17 protein-coding genes are annotated in these 23,928 nt (G+C 65.6%); 12 read left to right on the top strand and 5 right to left on the bottom strand.

What is annotated here, in order from left to right; genetic code table 11:
* Positions 1–119: 119 nt before the first annotated feature.
* Positions 120–5,318 carry a trifunctional serine/threonine-protein kinase/ATP-binding protein/sensor histidine kinase gene (locus AC1RKI_RS00735; RefSeq protein WP_492794209.1) on the top strand — a complete coding sequence of 1,733 codons (5,199 nt, stop codon included), beginning with the start codon at positions 120–122 and terminating at the stop codon, positions 5,316–5,318.
* A gap of 63 nt (positions 5,319–5,381) precedes the next feature.
* Here the strand turns inward: AC1RKI_RS00735 and AC1RKI_RS00730 are convergent, their stop codons facing one another.
* Together AC1RKI_RS00730 and AC1RKI_RS00725 are read right to left on the bottom strand one after the other, a co-directional pair.
* Positions 5,382–6,158, bottom strand: a complete 777-nt coding sequence (locus AC1RKI_RS00730) for a 3-hydroxybutyrate dehydrogenase (protein ID WP_492794211.1) — start codon at positions 6,156–6,158, stop codon at positions 5,382–5,384.
* Between the two features lie 18 nt (positions 6,159–6,176).
* The gene (locus AC1RKI_RS00725) at positions 6,177–7,568 is read right to left on the bottom strand and encodes a GntP family permease (protein ID WP_061958263.1); all 1,392 of its coding nucleotides are present in this window, start codon (positions 7,566–7,568) and stop codon (positions 6,177–6,179) included.
* 257 nt (positions 7,569–7,825) lie between these two features.
* On the opposite strand from AC1RKI_RS00725, the gene AC1RKI_RS00720 reads away from it, so the two are divergent.
* The 4 genes from AC1RKI_RS00720 (at position 7,826) to AC1RKI_RS00705 (ending at position 13,705) form a co-directional block, all read left to right on the top strand.
* Positions 7,826–9,382, top strand: a complete 1,557-nt coding sequence (locus AC1RKI_RS00720; RefSeq protein WP_492794213.1) for a sigma-54 interaction domain-containing protein — start codon at positions 7,826–7,828, stop codon at positions 9,380–9,382.
* A 139-nt stretch (positions 9,383–9,521) separates the two neighbouring features.
* Complete coding sequence (locus tag AC1RKI_RS00715) at positions 9,522–10,565, top strand: transporter (RefSeq protein WP_061960031.1); 1,044 nt, start codon at positions 9,522–9,524, stop codon at positions 10,563–10,565.
* A gap of 111 nt (positions 10,566–10,676) precedes the next feature.
* A complete protein-coding gene (gene ppk2, locus AC1RKI_RS00710) occupies positions 10,677–11,627 on the top strand; it encodes a polyphosphate kinase 2 (protein WP_061960021.1) in 951 nt (316 codons plus the stop codon).
* Between the two features lie 368 nt (positions 11,628–11,995).
* Positions 11,996–13,705, top strand: coding sequence for a M30 family zinc metallopeptidase (locus tag AC1RKI_RS00705; protein WP_492794215.1), 1,710 nt, complete (start codon positions 11,996–11,998; stop codon positions 13,703–13,705).
* Between the two features lie 69 nt (positions 13,706–13,774).
* Here AC1RKI_RS00705 and AC1RKI_RS00700 read toward each other — a convergent pair whose 3' ends face one another.
* Complete coding sequence (locus AC1RKI_RS00700; protein WP_492794217.1) at positions 13,775–14,866, bottom strand: substrate-binding domain-containing protein; 1,092 nt, start codon at positions 14,864–14,866, stop codon at positions 13,775–13,777.
* Positions 14,867–15,011: 145 nt separating this feature from the next.
* Between AC1RKI_RS00700 and AC1RKI_RS00695 the strand changes: the two genes are divergently transcribed.
* From AC1RKI_RS00695 to AC1RKI_RS00675, 5 genes are all read left to right on the top strand, one after another.
* Complete coding sequence (locus AC1RKI_RS00695; protein ID WP_492794219.1) at positions 15,012–15,524, top strand: formate dehydrogenase subunit gamma; 513 nt, start codon at positions 15,012–15,014, stop codon at positions 15,522–15,524.
* Complete coding sequence (locus tag AC1RKI_RS00690; RefSeq protein ID WP_244786800.1) at positions 15,521–17,077, top strand: formate dehydrogenase beta subunit; 1,557 nt, start codon at positions 15,521–15,523, stop codon at positions 17,075–17,077. The genes AC1RKI_RS00695 and AC1RKI_RS00690 overlap by 4 nt, the downstream gene beginning before the upstream one ends.
* 95 nt (positions 17,078–17,172) lie before the next feature.
* Positions 17,173–20,046: a formate dehydrogenase subunit alpha gene (gene fdhF, locus AC1RKI_RS00685; protein ID WP_150982167.1), complete on the top strand. Its 2,874-nt coding sequence runs from the start codon at positions 17,173–17,175 to the stop codon at positions 20,044–20,046.
* A gap of 23 nt (positions 20,047–20,069) precedes the next feature.
* Positions 20,070–20,918 (top strand): formate dehydrogenase accessory sulfurtransferase FdhD, encoded by an 849-nt coding sequence (gene fdhD, locus AC1RKI_RS00680; RefSeq protein WP_061960027.1) that lies wholly within the window; start codon positions 20,070–20,072, stop codon positions 20,916–20,918.
* A gap of 8 nt (positions 20,919–20,926) precedes the next feature.
* Positions 20,927–21,172 (top strand): formate dehydrogenase subunit delta, encoded by a 246-nt coding sequence (locus AC1RKI_RS00675; RefSeq protein WP_492794222.1) that lies wholly within the window; start codon positions 20,927–20,929, stop codon positions 21,170–21,172.
* A gap of 21 nt (positions 21,173–21,193) precedes the next feature.
* Here AC1RKI_RS00675 and AC1RKI_RS00670 read toward each other — a convergent pair whose 3' ends face one another.
* Complete coding sequence (locus AC1RKI_RS00670; protein ID WP_061960029.1) at positions 21,194–21,667, bottom strand: MgtC/SapB family protein; 474 nt, start codon at positions 21,665–21,667, stop codon at positions 21,194–21,196.
* 129 nt (positions 21,668–21,796) lie between these two features.
* A complete protein-coding gene (locus AC1RKI_RS00665) occupies positions 21,797–22,492 on the bottom strand; it encodes a transglycosylase domain-containing protein (RefSeq protein WP_150982165.1) in 696 nt (231 codons plus the stop codon).
* A 339-nt stretch (positions 22,493–22,831) separates the two neighbouring features.
* On the opposite strand from AC1RKI_RS00665, the gene AC1RKI_RS00660 reads away from it, so the two are divergent.
* Positions 22,832–23,347, top strand: coding sequence for a DUF3304 domain-containing protein (locus tag AC1RKI_RS00660; RefSeq protein WP_492794225.1), 516 nt, complete (start codon positions 22,832–22,834; stop codon positions 23,345–23,347).
* 64 nt (positions 23,348–23,411) lie between these two features.
* Entirely contained in the window at positions 23,412–23,927 is a 516-nt protein-coding gene (locus tag AC1RKI_RS00655; protein ID WP_492794227.1) for a DUF3304 domain-containing protein, read from the top strand.
* Position 23,928: the final 1 nt, after the last annotated feature.

The raw sequence follows: 23,928 nt of genomic DNA, 5'->3' as shown, positions 1-23,928 counted from the left end.
ATTCAAATAAATTGAATCGACATTTTGGGAGGAATGTCACCGATGAGAGGTTTCCGCGTAGCATGGCGGCGCCCCAATCGTTCCGAAGCCTGACTCCAGGCACCATTCAGCACCGCAACATGCGATCCATGTCCTTTCCGCTGGCCAACGTCGATCTCAAACTGGAGGCCGACTGGGAAGATGGCGACCGTATATTTGGCCGTTGCCGGCGCTTTCACGCCGACGCGCTGGTGTCGCAGACGCTGGCGGTGTGGCCCGCTGGCGATCACAGCGCGCCTGCAACGCTGACGCGGCTGGCGCATGAGTTCGGACTGCGCGACACGCTGCACGGCAGTTGGGCCGCGCGGCCGCTGGAATTGCTGCGCGAGGGCGGCAATACCGTGCTGCTGCTCGAAGACCCGGGCGGCAGTCCGCTGAGTGGGCTGATCGGGCGTCCGATGGCCATCGGACAGTTCCTGACGATCGCCATGGCGATTGCCGCCGCGGTGGGCGGCCTGCACCAGCGCGGCCTGATCCATAAGGACCTCAAACCCTCGCATATCCTGGTCGCCGATTCGCACCGGCATGCATGGCTGCTAGGCTTTGGCATCGCCTCGCCGATTCCGCGCGAACCGCAGTCCTACAGTAGCCTCACCGAGATCGCCGGCACGCTTGCCTACATGGCGCCCGAGCAGACGGGCCGCATGAACCGGTCGATCGACACGCGCAGCGACCTGTATGCACTGGGCATCGTCTTCTATCAGATGCTCACCGGCGAGCTGCCGCTGCAAGCGTCGACGACGCTGGACTGGGTGCACAGCCATCTCGCGCGCCAGCCGGTTCCGCCCGCCGATCGGTTGGCCTCGATTCCGCCGGTCGTCTCGGCGCTGGTGATGAAGCTGCTGGCCAAGCCGGCGGAAGAGCGCTACCAGACAGCGGCAGGCCTCGAGGCCGATCTGCGCCGCTGCCTGCACGCATGGGAAGCGCGGCAACACGTCGATACGTTCACGCTCGGAGAACACGACCTGTCGGACACGCTGGTGATTCCGGAACACCTCTACGGCCGCGAGCGGGAGATCCGCAGGCTCGTGGCGGCGTTCGACCGCGTGGCCGCGGGCGGCGGCATGGAAGTGGCGCTGGTGTCGGGCTACTCGGGCGTGGGCAAGACCACGATCGTGCATGAATTGCAGCGCGCCACCATGCATCGGCGCGGCATGTTTGCGGCCGCGACGGCCGATCAGCATGGCGAGCGCATCCCGTTCGGCGCGCTGGCGCACGCGGTGCGCGGGCTGGTCCGCTCGCTACTGGGCAAGGACGAAAGCGAACTGGCCGAGTGGCGCAGGGCGCTGGCGATGGGACCGTACACGGCGCTGCTGCTGCCGCTGATTCCTGAACTGCAGCAGTTGCTGGGCCCGTTGCCGGCGCCCGGCGAAACGCCGCAACGGGAAGCCTCGCACCGCATCGCGCTGGCGTTTGGCGGCGTGATCCGCGTGTTCGCGCAACCGGCACATCCGCTGACGCTGTTCCTGGACAACCTGCAATGGCTCGACGCCGCCACGCTCGATCTGCTGCAACGCCTGGTCAGGCAATCCGAGATCCGCCACTTGCTGCTGGTCGGCACCTATCGCAGCAACGAAGTCGCTCCGGGCAGCGCCTGGGAAGCCACCGCCGAGTCGATCCGGCGCAGCGGCGCAGCGGTGGAGAACATCGAACTGGAGGGTCTCGATGCGGCCAGCATGAGCCAGTTGCTTGCCGACGCGCTGCACGTTGCCGCGCCGATCAGCGCGCCGCTGGCGCGTCTGGTGCACGAGAAGACCGCGGGCAATCCGTTCTTTGCGATCAGCTTCATTACCGAACTGGCCGAGGAAGGGCTGCTGCATTTCGATCACGGACGCGCGCGCTGGGCCTGGGACCTGGCGCAGATCCAGGCCAAGGATTACACCGACAACGTGATCGAGCTGATGCTCGGCAAGCTGGGTCGCCTGCCGCCTGCCACGCAGCAGGTGATCATGCACCTGGCATGTCTGGGCAACGACGCATCGTTTGCCAATCTGCAGATGGCGTGGCGCGGCGAAGCCGAAACGCTGCAGTCGGCACTGTGGGATGCGGCGCGCACCGGGCTCGTGATCCGCGGCGAATCCGCCTATCGTTTCCGGCACGACAAGATCCGCGAAGCGGCGTATGCGCTGATTCCCGAGGATGCGCGTCTGCACATGCATCTGGCCATCGGATGGCGCCTGGCCGGGAAAACGCCGCCGTCCGAGCTGGCGCCCAATATCTTCGCCGTTGTCGGGCAGCTCAACCGCGCGGTCGACCTGATCGACGCCGCCGCAGAGCGCGAGCGCCTTGCCGAGCTGAACCTGCTGGCGGGCCAGCAAGCCAAAGGCGTATCGGCCTACGCCATCGCGCTCGATTACCTGATCGCGGCTGCGGCGCTGCTACCGCCCGTCGCTGCCGAAAGCCAGCAAGCGTTGGCGTTCGCGATCGATTTCGGCCGCGCCGAATGCGAATTCATGACCGGCCAGTCGGACCTCGCGCAACAGCGCCTGCGCGCATTGGTGCAGCGTGCCGAGAGTCTGCCGGCGCTGGCGAAGGTCACGCAGTTGCAGCTCGAACTGCTGCTGACGGGCGGCCAGCGGCAGCAGGCCGTGGAGGTGGGGCTTGCATATCTGCGGCGCACCGGCATCGACTGGACCGCCCGGCCCGGCGCGGACGATGTGCGGCGCGAACGCACGCGGATGTGGCAGCAGCTTGGCACCCGGCCCATCGAAGCGTTGGGCAGCTTGCCACCGATGTCGGACGCACAGGCGTGCGGCACGATGGGCGTGTTGAGCGCGTTGATGCAGCCCGCCTGGTACACCGACGACAACCTCCGCGCGATGGTGATTCTGCGCATGGTCAACATGAGCCTCGACTACGGCAACGCCGATGCGTCGTGCGTCGGCTATGCGTGGCTGAGCATGATCCTGTCCGCGCAGGGCGGCACGTACGACGAAGGCCTGCGCTTTGGCCGGATGGCCATGGAGCTGGCGGAACAGCGCGGCCTCGATCGCTTCCGGGCACGCGTCTACCAGATCGTCGGCGGCAACGTTCTGCACTGGACGCAGCCGATTCGCAACGCGCGCAGTGTCTTGCGCCGCGCGCTCGATGTCACAGAGAAGCTGCGCGATTTCACCTACGCGTCGTATATCTACAGCAACGTGGTCACGCAATCGCTGGCCGGAGGCGACCCGCTCGACCAGTTGCAGGGCGAGGTGGAGGCCGGAAACGTGCGGTCTTGGGGCGCGCGGTACGGACTCGTGGCGGACCGCATTGCGCCGCAGTTGCAGCTGATCCGCACGCTGCGTGGGCTCACGCCGAGCTTCGGCAGCTTCGACGACGACAGCTTCGACGAGGCGGCCTTCGAGCAGCGCGTCGCCGGCGATGTCGGCCTGTCGCTTGCGGCGTGCTGGTACTGGATCAGGAAGCTGCAGGCGCGCTATCTGGCGGGCGACCACGCCGCCGCCTTGCAGGCGGCCGAACGCGCCAACGTGCTGCTATGGACCTCGCCGTCGTATTTCGAACAGGCGGAGTATCAGTTCTTTGCCGCGCTGGCCCGCGCGGCCAGTTGCGAGCAGGCTTGCGAAGGCGATCTGACCTACCATCTGCACGCGCTGGCGGCACATCGTCGCCAACTGGAGGAATGGGCTGGAAATTGTCCGTCGACGTTCGGCAATCGCGCGGCGCTGGTGGCGGCGGAAATCGCGCGGATCGAACGGCGCGATATCGACGCGATGCGCGAGTACGATCTGGCGATCGCCTCTGCGCGCGACAACGACCTGCCGCATGTGCAGGCCCTTGCCGCCGAACTGGCCGGACGCTTCTACCTGGGCCGGGGCATGGAGCGCGTGGCGCGCAGCTATCTGCAAGACGCGCGCGCGGGCTACCTGCATTGGGGCGCGCTTGGCAAGGTCTGGCAACTCGATGCGCAGTATGCGGGTTTGCTGCGGGCAGAGCGCGCGGCGTCATCGGCCGGTACCATCGACACGCCGTTGCAGCTGCTCGACCTTGCTACGGTGATTGCGATATCCCAGGCCGTGTCCGGGGAAATTCGTCTCGACAGGCTGATCGAGATCCTGATGCGCACGGCGATGGAGCAGGCCGGCGCATCGCGCGGCGTGCTGATCCTGCAGGACAAGACCGATCGTCACGTTGCGGCGGAAGCGACCATCCAGGGCAATGCCATCGCCGTGCAACTGCGCAACTGCGCGCTGTCCGAGCATGACCTGCCGGTCTCGGTGATCCACCATGTGCTGCGCGCGGCCGAACATATCGTGCTGGACGACGCCGTTGCGCAGCGTCCTTATTCCACCGATCCCTATCTGCGCCAGCGGCGCGCGCGATCGATCCTGTGCCTGCCGCTTCTGAATCAGGCCAAGCTGATCGGCGCGCTGTACCTGGAGAACGATCTGGCGACGCGGCTGTTCGTGCCGGCCCGCACCGAAGTGCTGAAATTCCTCGCATCGCAAGCCGCCACCGCGCTGGAAAACAGCCGCCTCTATCGCGAAAGCCAGCGCGCCGACGAAGCGTTGCGCCAGGCCGGGGCCGAACTTGCGCACGTGTCGCGCGTGATGACGCTGACCACGCTCACGGCGTCGATCGCGCATGAAGTCAGTCAGCCGCTCGCCGCCATGGCCATCAACGCCAACGCGGCCCTGCGCTGGCTGAAACGACCGGAGCCCGACTTGCGCGAGGTGGAGTCGTCACTGCACGAGATCGTGGCCGCCGGGGAGCGCGCCACGTCCGTGATCGCCGGCATGCGCGCGATGCTGAGGAAAGCCGATGTGGTGGTGGCGCCGTTGTCCATCAATGCGGTGATCCGCGATACGGTCACGCTGATTGCCGGCGAGCTGGCGCGCCACGATATCGCGCTTCATCTTGCGCTGCATGACGCGTTGCCCGATGTGGCGGGCGACAAGGTGCAACTGCAGCAGGTAATCCTGAACCTGGTGATGAACGGCATCGAGGCCATGAAGGACGTGGTGGCGCAGCCGCGCGAACTGTGGATCGAATCCTCGTCGTTGTCGTCAACGTCGTCCGCGTCCGATGGCGTGACCGTCGCAGTGCGCGATGCGGGGCCCGGATTTTCTCCGCAAGACGCGGAACGGCTTTTTGAAGCGTTCTACACCACCAAAGGCGAGGGGATGGGCATGGGGTTGTCGATCTGCCGCGCGATCATCGAAGCCCACGGGGGAGAGTTGCGCGCCGCGCGGAATCATCCATCGGGCGCGGTGTTCCAGTTCACACTGCCACGCGCGGCATCGGTTGCGGCCAGTCCCAGCGCATCCGCCGGACCGTGACCGGCCGTCGCGCCGCCAGGTCTGTTGTGCTCGATGGCGCGACGATGGCGCCATCGTCGCGCGTTATTGCGCGGTCCAGCCGCCGTCCATGGCCCACGCCGCGCCGCGCACCTGATCGCCAAAGGGCGAGCACAGCATCAGCACCAGATTGCCGAGCTGTTCGGGCGTGACGAACTGGCCCGACGGCTGCTTGTCCGACAGCAGCCGCGCCTGCGCCGCCTCGCGGGTGATGGCGTCGCGCTTGGCGATGGCATCGATCTGCGCGGCTACCAGCGGCGTGAGCACGAAGCCCGGGCAGATGGCGTTGCAGGTCACGCCCGTGGCGGCCGTTTCCAGCGCCGTCACCTTGGTCAGGCCCACCAGCCCGTGCTTGGCGGCCACGTACGCGGCTTTGCCAGCCGAGCCGACCAGCCCGTGCACCGACGCGATGTTGACGATGCGGCCCCAGTTGCTGGCGCGCATGCCCGGCAGCGCGAGGCGCGTGGTGTGAAAGCTCGAGGTGAGATTGATCGCGAGGATGTCGTCCCACTTGTCGACGGGAAAATCCTCTACCGGCGCCACATGCTGGATGCCCGCGTTATTGACCAGGATGTCGACGCCGCCGAAGCGCTCGCGCGCCATCGTCATCATCGCTTCGATCTCGTCGCCATGCCGCATGTCGGCGGCGTGATGCAGCGCCTGCGCGCCGGTGGCGCGGATCGTCACGAGCGCAGCGTCGACATCGCCAAAACCGTTCAGCACGATATTGGCGCCAGCTTGCCCCAGCGCCTGCGCGATGCCGAGGCCGATGCCGCTGGTGGATCCGGTGACCAGTGCGGTCTTGCCTTGCAGATTGACCATGAAAAACTCCGGCAAACGTTAGACGAGACCCGTGGTGTAGAACACCGCGATCACAAAGAACACGGCCAGCGTCTTGATTACCGTGATGGCAAAGATGTCGCGATACGACTCACGGTGCGTCAGGCCCGTGACGGCCAGTAGCGTGATGACCGCGCCGTTATGCGGGAGGGTGTCCATGCCGCCGCTGGCCATCGACACCACGCGGTGCAGCACTTCGAGCGGAATCTGCGCGGCCTGCGCGCCCTGGATGAAGACGTCCGACATTGCGGCCAGCGCGATGCTCATGCCGCCCGACGCCGACCCGGTGATGCCGGCCAGCGTGCTGACGGAAACCGCCGCGTTGACCAGCGGATTCGGAATGCTGCGCAGCGCGTCGCTGACCACCAGGAAGCCGGGCAGCGCGGCGATCACGCCGCCGAAGCCGTATTCGGAAGCGGTATTCATCGATGCCAGCAGCGCGCCGGACACGGCGCTCTTGGTACCCTCCGCAAAGCGCTGGCGCACGGCGCCGAATGCGGTGACCAGCACGATCACGATGCCCAGCAGCAGCGCGCCCTCCACGGCCCAGATCGCGGTCACGCTGGCGATCTTGGTTTCCACCGGCTTGGGCAGGCCCGGCAGCGACACGCTATTGGATTGGCCGTACCACAGCGGAATCATGCGCGTGAGCCAGAAGTTGGCCACGCCCACCACGATCAGCGGCAGGATGGCCAGCAGCGGCGGCGGCAGCTTGCCGCCTTCCACGCGTTGCGGCTCGTTGATCAGGTTGGTGCCGTAGCCTTCGCCGCGCGCGGCAGCCGCGCGACGCCGCCATTCCAGATACGACAGCCCCACCACGATGATGAACAGCGATCCCGCCACGCCCAGCGCCGGCGCGGCCCACGACGTGGTCTTGAAGAACGTGGTGGGAATGATGTTCTGGATCTGCGGCGTGCCCGGCAGCGAATCCATCGTGAACGAGAACGCGCCCAGCGCGATGGCGCCCGGCATCAGCCGCTTGGGAATATTGCTTTGGCGATAGAGTTCGGCGGCAAACGGATAGACCGCGAACACCACCACGAACAGCGACACGCCGCCGTAGGTCAGCAGCGCGCACACCGCCACGATCACGGCATTGGCGCGCGAGCGGCCGATATAGCGGATCGCCGCGGCCACGATCGATTCCGAAAAGCCCGACAGCTCGATGACCTTGCCGAATACCGCACCAAGCATGAACACCGGGAAATACAGCTTCACGAAGCCAACCATCTTCTCCATGAAGATGCCGGTAAACACCGGGGCCACGGCGGAAGGATCGGTCAGCAATACCGCGCCCAGCGCGGCGAGCGGCGCGAACAGGATCACGCTGTAGCCGCGATAGGCGGCAAACATCAGGAACGCCAACGCGGCGAGCACTACGACAAATGACATGGGGTCTCCATTGCTTGTTCTTGGATTGCAGTCCGCCGGCAGCGCCGCGCGGATGCAAAGGGTCCCTGATGCATGTGACAGGGGATCGCTCTGTTAGCAGTCTCCATGCCACGCCGGAAAGTTGCGGGTAAGACGCAAAACTCCGACTATAAACCATCGTGTCTCGTGTGTGAGACACAGCACCCGCCCACGTCGCCGTCACGTCTCGAATATGAGACACTCCGCATCTACAGAATGAGACAAAACGGAGACACTCGATGCAAAAGATCGCCGAACCAGGCGGCGCGCTGCTGTTCGACTACGACGATGTGGCGCGCCGCGCCATGGAAACGCTGTTCCGCACCTTCGAAAATTTCAGTGAAGGCACGTTCGTGGTCGACGAGCACGCGCGCGTGGTGTGGATCAACAAGCGCTACGCCGCGCGCTTCGGCTTTACCGACCCGCAGGCGGCGATCGGGCTCGACTGCGAGCAGGTGATCCCAAACAGCCTGATGCGCGAGGTGGTGACCTCGGGCAAGCCGATCCTGCTGGACCTGCTGGAAACCGACCGCGAGCCGATGATCGTCACGCGCCTGCCGATCAAGGACGACGCCGGCCGCACCATCGGCGCGGTGGGGTTTGCGCTGTTCGACGAGCTCAAGGCGCTGACGCCGATCTTCGCCCATTACTCGCGCGTGCAGGCCGAACTGGCCGCGGCGCGCAAATCGCTCGATCAGGTGCGGCGCGCCAAGTACACCTTCGCGAGTTTCGTCGGCACCACGCCGGCCGCGCAGGAGGTGAAGCGCCAGGCGCGGCGGGCGGCGCTGGTCGAATCGCCGGTGCTGCTGCTGGGCGAAACCGGCACCGGCAAGGAACTGCTGGCGCATGGCATTCACGCCGGCTCCGCGCGCGCCGAGCAGCCGCTGGTCACGGTCAACGTGGCGGCGATTCCCGACACCCTGCTTGAAGTCGAGTTCTTTGGCGCTGCGCCGGGCGCCTATACCGGCGTCGACCGCAAAGGGCGCGTGGGCAAGTTCGAACTGGCAGATGGCGGCACGCTGTTCCTCGACGAGATCGGCGAGATGCCGTTGGCCCTGCAGAGCAAGCTGCTGCGTGCGTTGCAGGACCGCGAATTCGAACCGCTGGGATCGAACCGCATCGTGCGCAGCGACGTGCGCATCATCGCCGCCACATCGGCCGACCTGCCCGCGCTGGTGGCGGCGGGGCGTTTCCGCGCGGATCTCTATTACCGGCTCAATGTGCTGACGATCGAATTACCGCCGCTGCGCGAGCGGCGCGACGATCTGCTGCCGATGGTCTACGCCATCATCGAGGAGTTGAGCATCAAGGCCGAACGGCATCCGCTCGGCCTGCGCGACGACGCGCTGAAGCTGCTGCGCGACTATGACTGGCCGGGCAACGTGCGCGAACTGCGCAACGTGCTGGAGCGCGTGGTCATGCTGTGCGACGAGGACAGCGTCGACGCCGCCGCGCTGGCGCCGCTGCTGGGCACGCGTCGCGCTTCGGCGCCGGGTCATGCGCCGGCCGATGCGCCAGCGCCGCCGCCAGCCGTGTCCGGGGTGGCTGCCGATGCGGACGGGGCCGATTCGGCGCACGCTGCCGCCGTCGCCCCGGCCGTCCTGGCGCAAGCCTCCGCAATGCCCGCCGCGGCGACCTGGCCCGCCACGCAAAACTATGCCGAAGCGATGGCCCGCTTTGAGACCGCGTTCCTCACGCAGGCGCTGGAAGCGTGCGGCGGACGCGTCGCGGAGGCCGCCGCACGCGTCGGCATCAGCCGCGCCGCGTTCTACCGCAAGCTGGCCGCCGCGCGGTGATCACGCGCTGATCGACTCTGCGCCCGGCCCGCGCGCGCCGAAGTGGGACGAAGCGGGCCGGGTATGTCCGCTGGTGCATCGCGCCGATCGTCACGCCGCCGTGATAACGTCGCGCGAGGCACAGGTCACAGGAGTTTTCATGCATTCGGGCATCGTCGACGCCGGCTATGGTTCCGACCCAGTCGGTCTGGTCAGCGGCTATCTGTTCGAACCCGGCAAGCCCGCGCGCGAGATCGACTCTCATGGCGCCGCCGCGTGGCTGGCCGCGCACGCCACGCCGTCGAGCGCCGATGCGCCGGGGCGCGAAGGTCCGTTTATCTGGCTGCACTTCAACCTGTCGCACAGCGCGTGCGAGCGCTGGATGCGCGCGCAGCTCGGGTTGCCCGAGGACTTCTTCGAGGCGCTGCGCCAGGGCTCGCATTCGACGCGCATCGAACGTCAGGACGCGGCGCTGCTGGCGGTGGTCAATGACGTGATTTACAACTTCGGCGTGACATCGACCGATATTTCCACGCTCTGGGCGCATGCCGACCATCGGCTCCTTGTGACGGCGCGTGCCCGCCCGCTGCGCTCGGTCGACCGGCTGCGCGCCGCGGTGCGTCGCAACGAGCCCTTTCGCTCGCCGCTCGACCTCGTGGTGCATCTGCTGCGCGACCAGGCCGACGTGCTGGTGCAGATCGTGCGTGAAACCGGCGTCAATGTGGATCAGATCGAGGATCAACTGCTGTCGCAGCGTCTGCAATCGAACCGGTCCGATCTCGGCGCGATGCGTCGCGGGCTGGTTCGCCTGCAGCGATTGCTGGCGCCGGAGCCGGGCGCGCTGTTCCGGTTGCTGAATCGTCCGCCGACATGGTTGCAGGAAAGCGATCTGCAGGAACTGCGCGAATCGACCGAGGAATTCTCGCTCGTGCTCAACGACCTGGCCGCGCTGGTGGAACGGATCAAGTTGCTGCAGGAAGAAATAGCGGCCAAGCTGAACGAACAGACCAACCGCACGCTGTTCACGCTGACGCTGGTCACCGTGCTGGCGCTGCCGATCAACATCGTGGCGGGCTTTTTCGGGATGAATGTCGGCGGCATTCCGCTGGCCGATCATCCACATGGATTCTGGGTATTGGTGGTGCTGGTGGCCAGCTTCACCGTGCTCGCGGGGCGCTGGGCGTTCCGCAAGCAGCAGGGGTAAAGCGCGGCGCGCGGTGTGACGCGGCGTGCCTCTATGACAGTTCATCGAACCGTCATGCTGCCTGCGTACGATGGCGTGCCCCGAACGGGACATGGGCGATGGAGGAAAGCGATGGACTACAACGACGAGGCGCTGATCCGGCGCATTCACCGCGAAGTCGCGGACTACTACGACGAAGAGCTGGAACTGGAGCTCGAGGACCGCGATCCCGCGCTGGTCCAGCGCGTGCTGTCGGGCGAGGCGGGCGGCCCGGGCGACAACAGCAATCTCAACGGCGATGAGGCCGAGCGCGCCGAGCGTCATCTCTATTTCCGCGAACTGTTTCGCCTGCAGGGCGAATTGGTGAAGCTGCAGAGCTGGGTGGTGGCCACCGGGCACAAGGTGGTGATCCTGTTCGAAGGCCGCGATGCGGCAGGCAAGGGCGGTGTGATCAAGCGCATCACGCAGCGTCTGAACCCGCGCGTATGCCGCGTGGCGGCGCTGCCGGCGCCCAATGACCGCGAACGCACCCAGTGGTATTTCCAGCGCTACGTCTCGCATCTGCCTGCGGCCGGCGAAATGGTGCTGTTCGACCGCAGCTGGTACAACCGCGCCGGTGTCGAGCGCGTGATGGGCTTTTGCACCGACGACCAGTACGAGGAATTCTTCCGCTCGGTGCCCGAGTTCGAGCGCATGCTGGTGCGCTCGGGCATCCAGGTCATCAAGTATTGGTTCTCGATCACCGACGAAGAGCAGCATCTGCGCTTCCTGAGCCGCATCCACGATCCGCTCAAGCAATGGAAGCTGAGCCCGATGGATCTGGAGTCGCGCCGCCGCTGGGAAGACTACACGCGCGCCAAGGAAATCATGCTGGAACGCACGCATATTGCCGAGGCGCCATGGTGGGTGGTGCAGGCCGTCGACAAGAAGCGCGCGCGCCTGAACTGCATTCATCATCTGCTGCAGCAGATGCCGTACGTGGAGCCGTCGCAGCCCACCATCGTGCTGCCTGAGCGCGAGCGCCACGCCGACTACACCCGCCAGCCGGTGCCGGACAGCATGGTGATCCCCGAGATCTACTAGCGGCCTGGTGGACCCGTTCGCCGATCTGTTCGACCGATCGTTCGCCAGACCTGCGGCCTCGCCACCGCTGCGCTGTCGATTTATCGATTCGTCGATCCGCTTGCTCTGGTCGCCCCGCGCACGACACACGGTCGTGGCGGGGCTTTTGCTATTGCTCGCGGCGCAAGCCTGCGCCAGCCAGTGTGCGTATACGACGGATTGAACTCGCGTCAGCGCCCAATATGGCCGGCACCGCACGGGCGGCTGATGAACCGCCACCCTAAATCTGCCCGGTTATGCGTCGTTATTGGAAGACCCCCCCTCCAGAGCGTTGCAGGCTACGGCTGCGCCGCTGCTGCTGGAGAACGTCCAGATTACGGAGTTCCAAGATGCGTCGCATGAATGCGCGTGCCGAAGCACGCTTTCGCTTCTCCACCCGGTTGTCCGGTCTTGCCGGGCTGACGGTCATTGCCGCACTGGCGTTGGCCGCCTGTGGCGGCGGAGGCGACGGCGGAACGCCCGCGCAGCCGGCGGTCGCCAACACCCCGAACACCAATCCATCGACCGATCCGCTGCTGGTTTCCGGCCTCGATCTGGCCTGCACCGGCTGCGGTGCGGCCACCGGCAGCACCTACGCGGGCAGCCAGGCCGGCGTCTGGGGCAAGGCCAATACGACCGGCAGCGCCATCGATGTGCAATATTCGATTTCCGGCCTGGCGGGCAAGACGGTTTCGATCATGCTGTCGAATCTCGGCGACGCCGCGGTGACCATGCCGGCGGGCATTTCGTCCAGCGTTGTCGCGGAAATGGTGTCGCCGCAGGCGCTGAGCGTCGCGTCTACCGAAGAGGCCGCGCAACGCGCAATCGGCGAATACAACCGCGCCGGATGGGTCGATGCCACGCGCGCCAGTTCCAATCCGATGCTGACCACGCTCGGCGTGCCGGCGCCGCTGGCGGCAAGTATCGGCACCACGGGCCTTGGTCCCGGCGCCAGCCGCAGCTGGTATCACATCGATGGCACGTCGCGGCCGGCCACACTGCGCCAGCAGGTGTCGGCCAGCGATGGCACGGTGATCAACATCTGGGTCGAAACTACCGAAGCGGCCGCTGTCACCGACACCATGGTGTCCGAACTGGCCGCGGCCTTTGCCGGCGGCGGCATGGTCTATGACCGGCTGGTCGGCGTGGGCGGTGCGCTGTGGGGCGCCAACGATTTTGGCGCGTCGATGCTGCCCGCCGGCATGCCGATCGACATCGTGGTGCTCAACTTCAACCGCGATGGCAAGGCGTATGGCACGGTCGGCTATTTCTGGGGCCTGCACAACATGCTGAAGACGCGCGAGCCCAACAGCAACGAATCGATCTCGCTCTATCTGGATAGCGAAACGCTGTCGCTCGGCGGTCCCGACGGCCTGCGCGCGATCAAGACCACGATGGCGCATGAGGGCACGCACATGCAGAACTTCTATCGCCGTCAGGTGAAGATGGGCGCCGAGTATGCGTATGACACGTGGCTCGAAGAAATGACCGCGATGCAGATGGAGGACTTCCTGAGCGGCATCATCGCCACCGGCTACAACCCGATCCGCGATGTCCGCCTGCCCGACTACTACCGCTACAGCGACTACAACTGCAACCTGATGCAGTTCACGGGCTTTGGCGCCACGTGCGAAAGCTATGCGGTGTCCGGCAGCTTCGGCGGCTTCCTCAATCGACAACTCGGCATCGACTTCTATCGCGACCTGCTGACGCGCAAGGTGTCCGGGTCCAGGCAGGTGCTCGATGCAGCAATCACCGGCGCCGGCTGGAAGTTCAACGACGCGCTGGTGAACTGGCGCATCACGACCAACAGCACGATGCCGCTGGCCACGTCACCGGAGCGTTACGGCTACCCGGCATGGACCGACGGCACGTTCACGCTGCCGTTGATCGACCCGTCGGCCACGTCGTTCACCACGCTGCGCAAACTGCCAGCCACCGCGCCGTCCATGCTGCAGGGCTGGGCCAGCTTCATCGCGCCGCGCACGCCCGCCAACGGCGTGTACAGCGACAAGGTGCGCGTGCCTGCCGGGGTAACGCTGTCGGTGGTGGCGTACTGATCGGGATGCCGTTACGTTGGAGGCCCGCTGAGGCGGGCCTTTCCGTCCAGCGCGCCAGTCATGGCGCCATCACAGGCTGACGCCCGGAAACGCCTCTTCGAACGTCATCACGGTGCCGGTCAGTTCGCCGTTGTAGCCCGGTAGCGCGTTGACACGTTCGCGGTAGCGGCTGTCGTTCATCGCGGCGACCGCGCCGACCAGCGCGGGGCTTTGCAGCGCGCGTTTTTCGAGCGCGAAGAAGTAGCGCTCCTGCAGCACGGGGACGAATTCCAGGCCGAAGCGCCGCGCGGCGGTTTCCACGCCAAAGCCAACGTCGGCCATGCCGCTGCCGATATAGGCGGCCACCGCCGCGTGCGTGAACTCGCCGTTGCTGAAGCCTTCGATGGTGTTGGCGTCGATGCCGCGTCGCGCCAGCATCAGGTCAAGCAGCAGGCGCGTGCCGGAACCAAGCTGGCGGTTGACGAACCGCACGTCGGCGCGCGCCAAGTCGTCCAGCGTGTTCACGCCCAGCGGATTGCCGGGCCGCACGAACAGACCCTGTTGCCGCGTGGCCAGGTGGATCAGGCAATGGGTGTCGGGACGCAGCCAGCGCGTGAAGCGGCGCAGCGTTTCTTGCTCGAATTCGCCGATCGGCACATGGAATCCCGCCACGTCGCACGCCCCTTCGGCCAGCGCCGCGGCGGCCTCAAGGCTGCCGCAGTACTTCACGTCGTGGCGGATTTTTTGCTCATCGAGAAAATCGCGCAGCGCGGCCACCGCAAAACCATGGCTGGCGTGGATGCGCACGGCCGGGTCGCTGGCCGCCATCAGCTTCTTCAGTTCGATTTCCAGTTCGGACGCCAGACTGTCCAATGTCGGTGACAGCCGGGCCGCAATGCGCTTGCTGGCCCACACCAGTTGCTGCGCCAGCGGCGTGAGCGTCGATCCGCGGCCACGGGTCTTGGCGATCAACGCACCGCCGAACAGTGTTTCGGCGTCGCGTAGGATGCCCCATGCGTAGCGATATGACAACGCCATCGCTTCGGCCGACTGCGCGATGTTTCCGGTCGATTCGATATGCGCCAGCAGCGCCACCAGACGCGACACATCCAGCGCTGGCGCGGGTGTCGGCGCGCTGTCGTCGCGGATCTGCAGGTGCGGGAGGATCGAAATGCGAAGCATATGCGGAAAATAGCATATTGAACGGCGTCAATCACGAACCTATAGTCGCACAAAGCGCCCAGAAAGCCCGTTGTGGTGTTCCCGAATATGTACAAAAAAGCCGGTATTGCGGCGGGTGCCGATAAAGAATACGGAGACAAAGCCAATGCCACAATTCGCCACCCCCACGGCGTCGGCCGGCAATGAAGGAGCCGACGCCATTGCGCGCATCGTTGCGGCCAAGCGCGACATGCCTGGCGCCTTGCTGCCGATCCTGCACGAGATCCAGGATCGCCACGGATTCGTTCCCGACGATGCGGTACCGGCCATCGCCCGTGCGCTGAACCTGTCGCGCGCCGAAGTGCATGGCGTGATCACCTTCTATCACCATTTTCGCCAGCAGCCCGCGGGCCGCCATGTGGTGCAGATCTGCCGCGCCGAGGCGTGCCAGTCGGTGGGCGCGGAGGCGCTGGCCGCGCACGCCTGCAAGGCGCTGCGCTGCGATTTCCACGAGACCACGCCGGACGGCCAGTTCACGCTGGAACCGGTCTACTGCCTGGGGCAGTGCGCCACCGGGCCGGCCATGACGATTGGCGAGAAACTCTACGCGCGCGTCGATGCGCAACGCTTCGACAAGCTGATCGACGCCCTGCGGGACGACGCGGAGGTGCGCGCATGACCACCACGATTTTCGTACCGCGCGATTCCACGGCGCTGGCCCTGGGCGCCGACGAAGTGGCGCAGGCCATTGCGCGCGAAGCGGCGCGACGTGGCGACGACGTGCGCATCGTCCGCAACGGCTCGCGCGGGATGTTCTGGCTGGAGCCGCTGGTGGAAGTGCGCACCGACGCCGGGCGCGTGGCCTACGGCCCGGTGACCGAGGACGATGTCGCCGCACTGTTCGACGCGGATTTCCTCGCCGGCGGCGCGCATCCGCTGGCGCATGGGCCGACCGACGAGATGCCGTTCCTGAAGAACCAGGAACGCCTGACGTTTGCGCGCGTGGGCATCACCGATCCGTTGTCGCTCGACGACTACATCGCGCACGAGGGCTTTGCCGGCCTGACGCGCGCACTGTCGATGACGCCCGCGCAGATCGTGCAGGAGGTGCTCGATTCAGGCCTGCGCGGCCGCGGCGGCGCGGCGTTCCCGACCGGCATCAAGTGGAAGACCGTGCTGGCGGCGCAGGCGCCGGTCAAGTACATCGTCTGCAACGCCGACGAAGGCGACTCCGGCACGTTCTCCGATCGCATGGTGATGGAAGACGATCCGTTCATGCTGATCGAAGGCATGACGATCGCGGGTCTGGCCGTCGGCGCCGAGGCCGGCTACATCTACACGCGCTCCGAATATCCGCACGCGATTGCCGCGACCGAAGCGGCCATCGAGATCGCGACGCAGGCCGGCTGGCTTGGCGACAACATTCGCGGCAGCGGCAGGCGCTTCCGGCTTGAGGTGCGCAAGGGCGCCGGCGCCTATGTGTGCGGCGAGGAAACGGCGCTGCTGGAAAGCCTTGAAGGCAAGCGCGGCGTGGTGCGCGCCAAGCCGCCGCTGCCCGCGCTCAAGGGGCTGTTCGGGCAGCCCACGGTGATCAACAACGTGATCTCGCTGGCCACCGTGCCGGTGATCCTGGCGCGCGGCGCGGCGTTCTACCAGAACTACGGCATGGGCAGGTCGCGCGGCACGCTGCCGTTCCAGCTGGCTGGCAATATCCGCCAGGGTGGACTCGTGGAAAAGGCGTTCGGCATCACGCTGCGCCAGTTGATGATCGATTTCGGCGGCGGCACGCGCAGCGGCCGGGCGATTCGTGCGGTCCAGGTGGGCGGGCCGCTCGGCGCGTATCTGCCCGAGGCGCGTTTCGATACGCCGATCGACTACGAAGCGTATGCCGCGTTCGGCGCCGTGGTCGGCCATGGTGGCATCGTGGTGTTCGACGAAACCGTCGACATGGCGAAGATGGCGCGCTACGCGATGCATTTCTGCGCGATCGAATCGTGCGGCAAGTGCACGCCATGCCGGATCGGCTCCACGCGCGGCGTCGAGGTGATCGACCGCATCATCGCCGGCGACGAGCCGGTCAAGCACGTGGCGCTGGTGCGCGACCTGTGCGACACGATGCTGGCAGGGTCGCTCTGCGCGATGGGCGGCATGACGCCTTATCCGGTGCTGTCCGCGCTGAATGAATTCCCCGAAGACTTCGGACTGTCCGCCAAACCGGCCAAGGCAGCCTGAAGCATGGCCCGCCTGCCACGCACGGCGGGCCGTATAGAACCGACGCATCCCTCAGGGGTGCGCATCCTCACAGCAGTGCATGACGGGAGACGTCCGTGAACGCTCGCGACGATTTTGACTACGGCACGCCAGCCAGCGATGCCGATACGCAGGTAACGCTGGAAATTGATGGGGTGTCCGTGACCGTGCCCGCCGGCACGTCGGTGATGCGCGCCGCCGCCGAGGCCGGCATCGGCGTGCCCAAGCTTTGCGCCACCGATTCGCTGGAGCCGTTCGGCTCGTGCCGCTTGTGCCTGGTGGAAATCGAGGGGCGTCGCGGGTATCCGGCGTCGTGCACCACGCCCGTCGAAGCGGGCATGAAGGTGCGCACGCAAAGTGGCAAGCTTGGCGATCTGCGCCGCGGCGTGATGGAGCTGTACATCTCCGATCACCCGCTCGACTGCCTGACGTGCCCGACCAACGGCAACTGCGAGCTGCAGGACATGGCCGGCGTGGTGGGCCTGCGCGAGGTGCGCTATGCGGATGGCGCGGGCGGCGCCGCGCCGATCGCCACGCACACGCAGATGAAGAAGGACGAATCGAATCCGTACTTCACCTACGATCCGTCCAAGTGCATCGTGTGCAACCGCTGCGTGCGCGCCTGCGAGGAAACCCAGGGCACATTCGCGCTGACCATCAGCGGCCGCGGCTTCGATTCGCGCGTGGCGGCGGGCACCAGCCAGCCGTTCATGGAATCGGATTGCGTCTCGTGCGGCGCATGCGTGCAGGCGTGCCCGACCGCCACGCTGACCGAGACCTCGGTGATCCAGCTTGGCCAAGCCACGCACAGCACGGTGACGACCTGCGCCTATTGCGGCGTGGGCTGTTCGTTCAAGGCCGAGATGAAGGGCAACGAAGTGGTACGCATGGTGCCCTACAAGGACGGCGCCGCCAACGAGGGCCACGCCTGCGTGAAAGGGCGCTTTGCCTGGGGCTATGCGACCCACAAGGACCGCATCCTGAAGCCGATGATCCGCGCCCGGATCACCGACCCGTGGCGCGAGGTGTCGTGGGAAGAGGCGATCGGCTATGCGGCGTCGCAGTTCAAGCGCATCCAGGCCGAGCACGGCAAGGATTCGATTGGCGGCATCGTGTCGTCGCGCTGCACCAACGAGGAAGGATATCTGGTGCAGAAGCTGGTGCGCGCGGCGTTCGGCAACAATAACGTCGACACCTGCGCGCGCGTCTGCCATTCGCCGACCGGCTACGGCCTGAAGACCACGCTGGGCGAATCGGCTGGCACGCAGACCTTCCGCTCGGTGGCCAAGGCCGACGTGATCATGGTCATTGGCGCCAACCCGACCGACGGCCACCCGGTGTTTGCATCGCGCATGAAGCGCCGCCTGCGCGCCGGGGCAAAGCTGATCGTGGTCGATCCGCGCCAGATCGATCTGGTCGACTCGCCGCATATCCGCGCCGACTATCACCTGCAGTTGCGTCCGGGCACCAATGTCGCGCTGGTCAGCGCCATGGCGCATGTGATCGTTACCGAAGGGCTGCTCGACGAAGCGTTTATCGCACAGCGCTGCGAGGACCGCGCCTTCCAGCAGTGGCGCGATTTTGTCTCGCTGCCAGAGAATTCGCCCGAGGCAATGGAAGCCGTGACGGGTGTGCCGGCCGATGCGCTGCGCGGCGCCGCGCGGCTTTACGCCACGGGCGGCAATGCGGCGATCTACTACGGGCTGGGCGTGACCGAGCACGCGCAGGGATCGACCACCGTGATGGGCATCGCCAACCTGGCGATGGCCACCGGCAATATCGGCCGCGAAGGGGTGGGCGTGAATCCGCTGCGCGGCCAGAACAACGTGCAGGGCTCGTGCGATATCGGCTCGTTCCCGCACGAGCTGCCAGGCTACCGGCACGTGTCCGATTCCACCGTGCGCGGCAGCTTCGAGGCGGCATGGGGCGTCGACATCAATCCCGAGCCGGGCCTGCGCATCCCGAACATGTTCGATGCGGCCATCAGCGGCACGTTCAAGGGGCTGTATTGCCAGGGCGAGGATATCGTCCAGTCCGATCCGAACACGCAGCACGTGGCGGCGGCGCTGTCGTCGATGGAATGCATCGTCGTGCAGGACATCTTCCTGAACGAGACTGCCAAGTATGCGCACGTGTTCCTGCCGGGTTCGTCGTTCCTGGAAAAGGACGGCACGTTCACCAATGCGGAGCGCCGCATTTCGCGCGTGCGCAAGGTGATGCCGCCGAAGGCCGGCTATTCGGACTGGGAAGCGACGATCCTGTTGTCCAATGCGCTCGGCTATCCGATGTCGTATCGGCATCCGTCCGAGATCATGGACGAGATCGCGCGCCTGACGCCGACGTTCGCGGGCGTCAGCTACGAAAAGCTCGACGCGCTGGGCAGCATCCAGTGGCCTTGCAACGCCGAGGCGCCGCAAGGCACGCCGACCATGCACGTCGACGCGTTCGTGCGCGGCAAGGGCAAGTTCATCATCACCAAGTACGTGGCCACCGACGAAAAGGTCAATCGCAAGTATCCGCTGATCCTGACCACCGGGCGTATCCTGTCGCAGTACAACGTTGGCGCGCAGACGCGGCGCACTCACAATGTGCACTGGCACGACGAGGACCGCCTGGAAATCCATCCGCACGACGCCGAGGAGCGTGGCATCAAGGATGGCGACTGGGTCGGCGTGCAAAGCCGCGCCGGCGAAACGGTGCTGCGCGCGATCGTGAGCCAGCGCATGCAACCGGGCGTGGTGTACACGACATTCCACTTTCCGGAGTCCGGCGCCAACGTGATTACCACCGATAATTCGGACTGGGCCACCAACTGTCCCGAATACAAGGTGACGGCGGTCCAGGTGATGCCCGTGGCCCAGCCATCGACCTGGCAGCGCAACTATCAGGCATTCAACGAGGAGCAGCTTGCGCTGCTGCGCGCGGCCGGCGAAACCGCGTCGGCGGGCTAGCCGCAAAGACCGAGGATCAAGTCATGAAGCGTGATGTGCCATCTCCAGACAGCGCGGCAGGCACCGGCGAGGTGCCGGCGCAGCGCACCTTCGCCGTCAAGCGCTGGCGACACGGCGCGGTGGCCAGCGAGGTGGACCATCTGGCCGAGGAAGTGCCGGTGGCGCTGGAATTCAACGGCATCTCGCATGCGGTGATGCTGGCCACGCCGGCGGACCTGGAAGACTTCGCCATCGGCTTCAGCCTCAGCGAGGGCATTGTCGGGCGCGTGAGTGACATTTACGGCATCGACGTCGAGCCGGGCGCGCAGGGCATTACGGTCAAGGTGGAAATCGCAACGGAATCATTCGTGGGGCTCAAGGGACGCCGCCGCGCTCTGGCCGGGCGCACCGGCTGCGGCTTGTGCGGCACCGAATCGCTCGATGAGGTCATGCGCACGCCTGCGCCGGTGCACAGCGCGGTGGCGTTCGATCCGAGCCTGTTCGAACAGGCATTCGCCACGCTGCACAGGCGGCAGGCGTTGCTGCGCGACACGGGCGCCACGCACGCGGCGGCCTGGATGCGCGCCGACGGCGAGATCGCCCTGGTGCGCGAAGATGTCGGCCGTCACAACGCGCTGGACAAGCTGGCCGGCGCACTGGCGCGCGGCGCGCACGAAGATATCGGTCAAGGCGCGGTGATCGTCACCAGCCGCGCGAGCTATGAAATGGTGCAGAAGACCGCGGCAATTGGCGCGGGCGTGCTGGCGGCCGTGTCCGGACCGACCGCTATGGCCGTGCGCCTGGCGGATGCAGCCGGCGTGACGCTCGCCGGCTTTGTGCGCGGGGGCACGCTGGTGGTCTACACCCATTCCCAACGACTTCACATCGCATAGGGTCCGCCATGCATATCGAAAACCTGGTCAAGATGGCCAACCAGATTGGCGGCTTCTTCGAGGCGATGCCCGACCGAGACGAAGCGCTGGCCGACATCGCCGGCCACATCAAGAAGTTCTGGGAACCGCGCATGCGCCGCGCGTTTCTGGCGCACATCGACCAAACGGGTGGCGAAGGGCTCGACGCCATCGTGCTGCACGCCGTGGCGCGGCACCGCGCGAAGCTCGAGGTAGCGCAGCCTGCCGCCGCTTGATTGCTGGCTTTATCGCGGACATCACCGTTTTTTCACGCGATAGAGCAGCTGCAGGATCGCCAGGCCGAACAGCGTGGCGATCACCGCGGTGCTTTCGCGGCCCATCCCGCAGGCCACGCCGATGGCTGCCACTGTCCAGATGCTGGCGGCTGTGGTCAGTCCGCGCACATCCTTTTCGCTGTCGAGCTTGATAATGGCGCCCGCGCCCAGAAAGCCGATGCCCGATATCAGTCCCTGCAGGACGCGGCTCATGTCGACCAGCGGCACGCCGGCCTGCAGCGGCACCAGCACGAACAGCGCCGTGCCCATTGCCACCAGCATGTGCGTGCGCAGGCCAGCCGGCTTGCCGGCGGCCTCGCGCTCGTAGCCAATCAATCCCCCAAGCACGATCGCCAGGGAAAGGCGCAGCAGCAGGCGCGTCAGTTCCTTGACGTCGGGCACGTCCGCAAATTCGGCACGCAGCGTGCCGTAGATATCGCCCCAGAGTCCTTCCATGGCTTGTCTCCCCGGCTGTCCTGTGCCGATGGCTGGCAGGCTAGCACGCCATATCGGGACCGCGCAGTCGGGCGTCCGCTGACACGCCGTCATGCCGCGGCGCGGCAAAACGCGAGCGGACCTAGTCGCTCAGCGCAGACGTAATGGTTCCAGCAACGCGCTGTCGTACTGCGCGCGCGTGATGCGGCCCAGTTCCATCATCCGCAGCAGGATGTACGTCTGCCGCTGCCGCGCGCGGCGCGGATTGACCACGGGGTTATTGGCCGACGGTGCCTTGGGCAACCCGGCCAGCATCGCGCATTCGGCCAGCGTCAGTTGGTCGACCGGCTTGCCGAAATAGGTGTCGGCCGCCTCGGCAAATCCGTAGGCGCCCTGGCCCAGGTAAATCTTGTTCAGATAAAGCTCGAGGATCTGGTCCTTGCTCAGGGCCTTCTCGATGCGGTACGCCAGCAGGATTTCGTAGAGCTTGCGCGTGTAGGTCTTCTGCCGGGACAAGAAGAAGTTGCGCGCCACCTGCATGGTGATGGTCGACGCGCCCTGCGAGAGATCGTCCGACAGATTGGCGATGCCGGCGCGCATCACGCCCACGTAGTCGACGCCATCGTGCAGATAGAAGCGATCGTCCTCGATGGCGACCACGGCTTCGGGCAGCGTGTGCGGAAATTTGTCGAGCTGCACGTAGCCCGGCGATTGCCGGAACGCCATCAGCGCATCGAGCGACGGCAACTGCCGGCTGGCCATCAGCACGGCAAACGAAATCAGCAGCGCGCCGCCCACCACTGCGAGCAGCACGACCTTGACGAAGGCGGACCAGAGACGTTGCATGGCGCGTATTGTGCCATCGTCGTCGGACGTCGCCCACTGGTTGGGATGACGACCATGATCTCCGCTTCCCACGCGAAGCCTCCTTCCGATATCCGGGCGACGACCTGCCCGCGCATCCCACCGCAAGCCGTCACGCACGCGCCTTGCGCAGCATTGCCCCACGCTGCATCCGCCGGCGCTGGCCATTGTTCTTGACCAAAGCCAACGACGGCTGGAAACGAAACGCAAGAAGATCCCGAATCCCCATTGCTCCGCCTGCTTCGCTATGTCAGGCGTTCGATGTGTGCGCAACGAAAAGCATTCTTGGTTTCTGAAATGAACTTACGCAAAGGGAGACGCATGACGGGATTTATCAAGGCGATCGCAGTGGCGGTTTGGCTGGTGATGGTGGGCGGGTGTGCCATCGGGCAACCCCGCGATTGGGTGGAGGCCGCAGCTTGGGCTGCGAACTACACCGAGGACTTTATCTATGACTTCTCGATTTTGACTGCAGACGGGAAACGTACAGGGGTTAGCGGCACTCAGGTTAGTGAATTTTCGAGAAGGGGAACCTCCGGAGGCCACATCTGCTGCAGCTTTATGCCGGGTGTGGGTCAGACCGTCAAGGTGGTCTGGCGTGTGGGTGGGCGTCAGGAGGACAAATCGCAGTGGAGAACGTATGAACGGGTCGTCGTTGTCACGGGACAAGTCTCGAGGAACGCAAGCCGGCACAGCTATCTGATCGTGAGATTTTTCCCAGACCATGAAGTGGAGGCCGAATTTATTCCGGGAGACGATCCCCGCGGCGCGAGATATCCACGTGTCGACAAGCTGTTCTTTACAGGCCCGCGCGTGATGCGCCAGAAAGGGGAATAAAGATGCAGGACTGGTTCACAGACTCCCACGACTCTGGAGTCAATTACACAAGAAAAGGAGATGCATGAGGAGATTCATCAAGGCGATCGCAGTGGCGGTTTGGCTGGCGATGTTGGGCGGGTGTGCAAGCGGGCAACCTCGCGGCTGGGTAGAGGCAGCAGGGTGGGCCGCGAACTACACCGAGGACTTTATCTATGACTTCTCGATTTTGACTGCAGACGGGAAGCGCACTGGGGTAAGCGGCATTCAGGTCAGTGAATTTTCGAGAAGAGGGACTTCGGCGGGGGACATCTGCTGCGGCTTAATGCCGGGCGTTGGCCAGACCGTCAAGGTGGTCTGGCGTGTGGGCGGGCGTCGGGAAGAAGAGGCGCTGTGGAGGACGTACAGCCGCGATGTCGTGGTCATGGGCGCAATGCCAAAAAAGAAAGATGCTTACAACATCCTATTGGTCAGATTTTTCTCAGAGCACGAGGTAGAGGCGGAGCTTATTCCTGATCGCGGCGAAGCTGGCGGGTTGCCGAGCCCACGCGTCGACAAGTTGTTTTCAGGTCAACGTGTTATGCGAAAAAAAGGAGAATAAA

Source organism: Cupriavidus sp. GW822-FHT06G04 (assembly GCF_058799075.1).
The sequence above is the reverse complement of the archived record's forward strand: the minus strand, read 5'-3'. Positions and strand labels throughout refer to the sequence as shown.